This window comes from Streptomyces sp. NPDC048484, from assembly GCF_040651415.1.
GTDB lineage: Bacteria > Actinomycetota > Actinomycetes > Streptomycetales > Streptomycetaceae > Streptomyces.
The window spans coordinates 26,856-33,319 of sequence record NZ_JBEZJY010000072.1 but is presented as its reverse complement, the minus strand read 5'-3'; the positions used below and the strand labels follow the sequence as shown (position 1 = coordinate 33,319).

General features: G+C 69.2%; 4 protein-coding genes. All 4 read right to left on the bottom strand.

Annotated elements, in window-relative coordinates; genetic code table 11:
• Nucleotides 1-71: 71 nt before the first annotated feature.
• Genes AB0D14_RS41300 through AB0D14_RS41285 form a run of 4 tightly spaced genes read right to left on the bottom strand, consistent with a single transcriptional unit; the run spans nucleotide 72 to nucleotide 6,463 of the window.
• Nucleotides 72-1,937, bottom strand: coding sequence for a DUF2637 domain-containing protein (locus tag AB0D14_RS41300; RefSeq protein ID WP_362789556.1), 1,866 nt, complete (start codon nucleotides 1,935-1,937; stop codon nucleotides 72-74).
• A 25-nt stretch (nucleotides 1,938-1,962) separates the two neighbouring features.
• Nucleotides 1,963-5,559, bottom strand: coding sequence for a hypothetical protein (locus AB0D14_RS41295; RefSeq protein ID WP_362789554.1), 3,597 nt, complete (start codon nucleotides 5,557-5,559; stop codon nucleotides 1,963-1,965).
• Nucleotides 5,559-6,011 (bottom strand): Tad domain-containing protein, encoded by a 453-nt coding sequence (locus tag AB0D14_RS41290; protein ID WP_362789551.1) that lies wholly within the window; start codon nucleotides 6,009-6,011, stop codon nucleotides 5,559-5,561. Before AB0D14_RS41290 ends, AB0D14_RS41295 begins: the two co-directional genes overlap by 1 nt.
• Nucleotides 6,011-6,463 carry a TadE family protein gene (locus AB0D14_RS41285; protein ID WP_362789548.1) on the bottom strand — a complete coding sequence of 151 codons (453 nt, stop codon included), beginning with the start codon at nucleotides 6,461-6,463 and terminating at the stop codon, nucleotides 6,011-6,013. The genes AB0D14_RS41290 and AB0D14_RS41285 overlap by 1 nt, the downstream gene beginning before the upstream one ends.
• Nucleotide 6,464: the final 1 nt, after the last annotated feature.

Sequence of the window (6,464 nt, the reverse complement as noted above, 5' to 3'; positions counted from 1 at the left end):
AGTTGTACGCGCGTCATGCAAGAACAAATACCGAACCAGGAACTGGAGCGAGGGCGGATCCCACAAATTGATCACGACTCGATACGCGCCCTAGTACGGTAAAGAGCCGCTCGTTCGGCAGACCTTGCGAGGGGAGAGGTAGAGGCCGGTTGCCCGCCTTCTCGGTGAGGTTCCGCCATTGTCTCTTTTCGTTTGGTGCTGCTGGTGTGGTGTTGTAGCGTCTGCCATCGGTTTTCGAAGGTGGTCGAATATTTTTCGAGGTCGGCTGGCCGGATCGGCTTGTGGTACTGCGCAGTAATGCCCTCTCGGGTGAGTTCTTTGGCTACTTGTTCGAGCTCTGGGGTGTCGCTGTCGGCCCGGTGTTCGGCCCATATGGTATAGAGACGGAATTCGAGGTAGTAGCGAACGAGTGATTTCACTTTGATTGGTTGGCCGTCCCGGGCCAGGATTCCCTGTTTCGCGAGGCTGGCGGACAAGGCGGCGCCATCGGGTTCCCTTCCGTGTTGTGTGCGGAAGGTGTGCCAGGCCTGGTAGTAGCGGTCGACCGTGAGGAGCGAGGGGGACTTGGTCGACTGGACGCTGTTTTGTGTTCCTTCGTCTTGTGAGTTCAGGGTTCTCCTTGATGCGGCTTTAAACGTCCGGCTGTTGGGCGGTGGTGGAGCAGTGGGGCCTTCTGGCGCGGTGCCTGCTTCTGGTTGCGGATGGTTGGGCCGGTGCGGTGGAAGGCCTTCTGGGGGAGTCTGTATCCTTTCGGTCTGCTGAGTGCGTGGAGAGCGGGCATCGTGCATTGTCCCGGTGGAGGGATGAGCTGGCGCTGGATGTTCGCGGGTTCTCGGTGCAGTGTCCTGCTGTTCGTGTGGTCGCTCCCGTGCCGGATGCGGCTGGGACTCCACCTTTTCGTGTGGCTGCGTATGCGTGGTCTGTGCAGTTGGTGCGGAGGGGTCTTTGTCCTGGCGTGCGGGTTCGGTTGCTCTGTGGGGCGGTTCGTATCCGTATGGATGGATGGGCTGCGGGGGAGTGAACGAGGCGTTGGGTTCCGGTTTGTTGGCCTTTTCCTGGTAGCTCGGCGGATCGAAAGCAGAGTGGTCCTTCGTAGTGGGACGGCGCTGGTGCTCGACGGGAGGCATGCTTGCCGGGCCCGCCTGCGACGGCGCTTGGACGTGCTGCGGTTCCGTCTGCTGCCGGGGCGCCGGGGGCGGCAGTGCGGGCTCGATGCCCGCCGCCGCGAGACCGGAGGGCGCCGTCTTTGCCAGCGGCACGCCGTAGCGGGCCAGCCGCAGTGGCATCAGGGACTCCACCGGGGCCTTGCGGCGCCAGCCGCGGCCGTAGCGGGTGCGCAGCCGGGCCTGGTAGACGAGGCGTTCCTGTTCGAGTTTGATGACCTGCTCGTACGAGCGCAGCTCCCACAGTTTCATCCTGCGCCACAGCAGGAAGGTGGGGAGCGGGGAGAGCAGCCAGCGGGTGAGGCGTATGCCTTCCATGTGCTTGTCGGCGGTGATGTCCGCGATCCGGCCGATGGCGTGCCGGGCCGCTTCCACGCAGACCACGAACAGGATCGGGATGACTGCGTGCATGGCGACGCCGAGCGGGTCCGGCCAGGTGGTGGCGGCGTTGAACGCGATCGTCGCCGCCGTCAGCAGCCATGCCGTCTGACGGAGCAGCGGGAAGGGGATCCTGGTCCAGGTGAGGAGCAGGTCGAGCGCGAGCAGTACGCATATGCCCGCGTCGATGCCGATCGGGAACACGTAACTGAAGTTCCCGAAGCCCTTCTCCAGGGCGAGTTCGCGGACCGCCGCGTAGGAACCGGCGAAGCCGATACCGGCGATGACGACCGCTCCGACGACGATGGTGACGGTGAGCAGGCGGTGGGCGGGGCCGGTCCGCGCTGTGTGGCGGGTGCTCTCGTTGTGTGTGCGTGGCTGTTCGCGCTGCTGCATCAACGGCCCCGTGTCGGCGTGGTGTTCACGACTGGGTGTCGGCTGACGGGCCGGGCACCGACGTCGGCTGGGCGGAGGGTTTGCGGCCGCGGCCGGTGGAGGCGGAGGGCGGGATGGGCCCGGTGTTGTGGCTGTGATGGCCCCGGGCCGGGCTGAGGAGTTCGTTGATGAGTTGCTCGGTCTCCGTCTCCAGGGAGCAGTCGAGTGCCCGGTTGACCTGCTGGACGCGGGTGATGGCGGTGTGCAGTCCTTGCCGGTTCCCAGCCGAGTTCTCGATCCGGAGCCAGTCCCGGTACAAAAGTTCCGCCGAGTCGTCGGCATCGAGACCGGTCGCGATCGCCTGACGGGCCGCGCTGAGGTCGTGGTGCGGGCCCGCGGGGGTGCGGTATGTGGCGACGGTGTGTGCCACGTCGATGATCCGCGTGACCATCTCCTGCTGGTAGGGCTCTGCCCAGGGCAGCGGCGTGCTGCCGAACGGCCTGCCGCGGACCAGGGTGAGCGCCTTCTCCAGATCAGGCAGTCCGGCCGGGCCCAGCGGCAGGGCGCGTTCGGCGAGGTGAAGAAAGCGGGTCCAGTCGCACCGCACTCCGGCAGCGAGCCGGAAGGGGTCCTCGCCGGACGTGCGGCGCGGCACGTAGGGGTCGCCGGCCAGGTCGCTGCCCAGGGAGCGGCGCAGGCCCTGCGTCCGGGCGTTGAGGGTACTCAGTCCCCACGGGTTGACGGGATCCATGTCGCAGCACACGGCGTCCGCGTTCCGCCCGGGCTTGAAGAACAGTAAAGCGGCGAGCTGTGCCATCCGCGGGCCGTGGCCGGTGTTGTCCACGCCTGTCACCTCGACCGGGCCCAGAACCCGGATCTCCGGCGCCTGCAGGTCATGCGCCGCACTCTCAGCCGTCCCCGCCTCCGTAGCCGGACTCTCCTCAGTGGCATGCTCGGCGTCGGCTTCCTCCGCTGCCGGACCTGCTGCGGCCGTGGTCATCGGCGTTTCGGTATCCGGGGCGGGGCCCTTCCCGGCCTGAGGTGCCGGTGTGGCGGTGGGCAGGAGACGAAGTGCGGTCGGGTCGGTGGTGGCGGCGGTGAGCAGGGCCGGGAAGACGTCGACGCTCACGTGTGCTGCCGGCGTCGCCGGGGGGATCGTGCCCGCGTCGGCTGCGGGCACGGCCGGCTCCTGGGGTTCGCTCTGCCCGTTCTGGTGCACGCTGTCGGGTTCTGCCGGGACGTCCTGCCAGGGGCCGTCAGCCGGGTGGGCCGGCTGTGCGGACATCTTCAACGCGGTGGTGATCTGGAGGTATGAGGCGTGCTCCAGACGCTGGACCGTGATGTCGGTGCCGACGGAGTGGAGTTGCTGCGGTGTGCTGAGTGAGGCGTTGAGGATCTCCGCCTGGGGGAAGTGGGCGGCCGCCGTACTTGCCGGGGCGACCAGGGTGACGGGGACCGTTCCGGCTTTGTCGATGACGTCGGCGAACTCCCACGCTGTGTCCGTGTCGAGAGGGGACGCACACAGCAGCAGATAGGGCTGATGCTGGGTTTCGGGCATCTGGTGAGCCTCGAGCAGCCGTTCTCTCAGATCCCGCAGTGCGTGTGTGGCCTGGCGCATGTGGGCGATCCGCGCGGTGGGCAGCAGTTGCGGCAGGTCCTCGCCGAACCCGACCGTCACGACTTCAACTTCGCCCGCCCACGGGCTCATCCCGTACTCGAGGGCGAGCGACGTGCACATCTCACTGATGTGCACCGGATTGCCGTCCAGTACAACGGCGGGCACCCGGGCGAGGTTGAGCAGCAGAAGGTCACCCGTTTTGGTGCTGCCGACCGTGACCAGCCCCGGATACGGTGCCGGCACCTCGCGGGCGGCCTCCTCGTCCAGGACGACGGCGTCGGAATCCAGGACCCACCAGGCGCCCTGCCCGGACACGAAGGGCGGCTGCGGTGCCTGGGCAAGATCCTCGGGCAGCACCTCTACCGTGCGGGCGCTGATCCGCGCGGCCCGCAGCGGCGGCAGGCCGGCGCCCTCCTGCTGGGCCACCTGGTGGGCCATGGTCCTCAGCACCACATCCAGGCGCGCAGCGCCGCCCGGTTCGGCGGCGGCCGCCAGCTGCGCCTCGGCCGGGGACGTCTCCGCCGCGATGGCGATCTTCTCACCCGGCTTGCGCCGGCGACGCTGCAGCGTCCGTCGCAGCGCGAGAGCGCCGGTGACGGCGGCCGCCAGCAGCGCGCCGGCGCCCAGCACGGTGCGCAGCACCAGCAGACCGTCGGCCGGTGCCGGTGCCGGTGTTTTGGACGCTGTGGCGGCGGGGGAGGAGCCGGCGGCACCGGACTGCTCAGCCGTCGCCGTCGCCGATGGCGGGGCCGACGCGGACGCCGACGGCGACGGCGGGGCGGAAGAGGAGGAGGTGCTGGTGCTGGGCTGCGGCGTCGCTGAAGCAGTCGCGGAAGGAGAGTGTTCCTGTCCAGGCCGCTCGGCGGGGCGGCCGCTCGGCGTACTGGGAGCTGACGACTTAGGTGCGGGCGACATGCTCTGACCCGGCACGGGCACCCGCCCATCGCCCCTGTCATCGCCCGGCTTCTGGTTGCCGTCCGGCGCCTGAGCAGCCGGGGGAGTGCTGTCCTGATCGCCCGCACCATCGCCGTCGCCGCGGTCTCGTGGCGGCGCCTGCTGATCAGACTGAGTATCGGGCACGGTGACCTGCTGCCCTGCGTAGATCACATCCGCATCGGTGATCTCCGGCAGGCCGCGCGGCTGCGCCTTGCCCTCGCTGGCCTCGAACAACGCGGGCCACTGGTCACCGTCGCCCAGCTCCTCCTCCGCGATCTTCGACAGGTAGTCGCCCGAGTCGACCGTGACGACGTGCCCGCTCTCCCTGGCAGCAGCCGCAGGGCCGTCCCCCAACTGTGTACGGACACCCCCCGCCGCAGCAGCGGCATCGGGCATCTTCAACTGCCAGCCAGGCTGCAGGAAAATGTTCGCGCGGAAGACCTCGCCATCGGGCATCACGCGGCCCTCGTTCAGGGACGCGATCTCCCGCCACCGCTCGCCGTCGCCCAGCTCCCGCTCGGCGATGCCCCACAGGCTTTCCGCCGGCCGCACCTCGCGCACCGTGTACGGCGTACGGGACGCCGGCGTGCTTGTCGTGGAGGACGGCGAGTCCGGATCGGCCTCGGCGCCCCGCGAAGTCTGGTCCCCCTGGCCGGGGACGCTGGGCGCCGTGGTAGCTGGTGCGGCCTGGGCCTCGGAGGCCAGGGCCGAACTCGTGGGCAGCAGCACCAGGATGCTGCCGACCAGAAGAGCCGCAGCCCGTTGCGAGGAGCCCAGTCCGCGCGGGGCGTGCCAGCTCCGGCCCCGCACCTGTGCGAACAGCTCGCGTACCGCACAGAAGCTGAACTGCGCCCACCCGGTCCAGCCCACCGCGAGGAGCAGCAGTAGGAACACTCCGCCGGTGTCCTGCCGGTCCAGCAGGTGCGTGAGGTCGTTGTGGGTGGAAGCCCAGATGACCGGAGTGGCCCAGGCCAGCAGCAACGGCAGCCCCGCGACCGCCGCGACCAGAACGAGCAGGCTCAGCACAGCCTTGAGGCCACGGGCCAGGCTGCGGGCCACCGTCGCGGAGGGAGAGGGGGTGGTGCGCATCAGTTTCCTCCGGGAGCGGTGACGCCGTGCAGGAGGGTGGCCCTGCCCTGGCCGGCCACCGACAGCGAGCCGATCCCGACCACCGGCAAAAACTTCGTGTCGTACGTGGCGCTGACAGTGACGCTGAGGGTCTTGCCGTCGCCGGACACGCCGACCGTGCCGGTGGCGTCGGCCGAGCGCAAGTACGCCTGGGCTGCGGCCTGGGCGTCCTGCGGGTCCACGACGATCGCGTTGCCGCTGATGGCCTCGGCGGGGTCGATGGCCTGACCGCCTGCCCGGGCGGCCTCGCCGGCGATGTAGTCGGCGCGTTCCACCGCGCGCATTTTGCTGCCACCGTCCACGGCGACGCCGATGATGCCGATCAGCGCGATGACGCACACCGCGACGAACACGGTGACGCCTCCCCGGTCATCCCACCGGGCGTCGTTCTGCCTTCTGTGCCGGTAGCTCATCAGTCACCTCGCTGCCGGTACTGGTCCACCACCGAGATAGCCGTGGACGTGAGCGTCCGGGCCCCCGGCACACCCGGCAACAAGAGATCCGACAAGTTGACCGTGCAGGTCACGGTCACCGTGACCGTGCCGACCTGGCCCACCGGAACGCTCAGGCCACCGGTGTTGATGCTGACGCCGGTCGACGCACACGTGATGCCCTGGTCGTCGAGGGATTCGGCGGCCGCCGACTGTGCGGCGCTCTGGGCGGCTCCCGCGGTGCGGTGAATGGAGGCTTCCCGGGCCGCGTCCTCGGCCGCTGCGTCGATCTTCGCGCCGGAGGTGACGAGACGTCCGCCGGCGATCGCCAGACACAGGAACATGATCAGCGACGGGAGGATGATGGCGGCCTCGATCGCGGCACTGCCCTCATCGCGGCGCAGCCTGCGGGCCCATCGGGCCGTGTGTCGCACG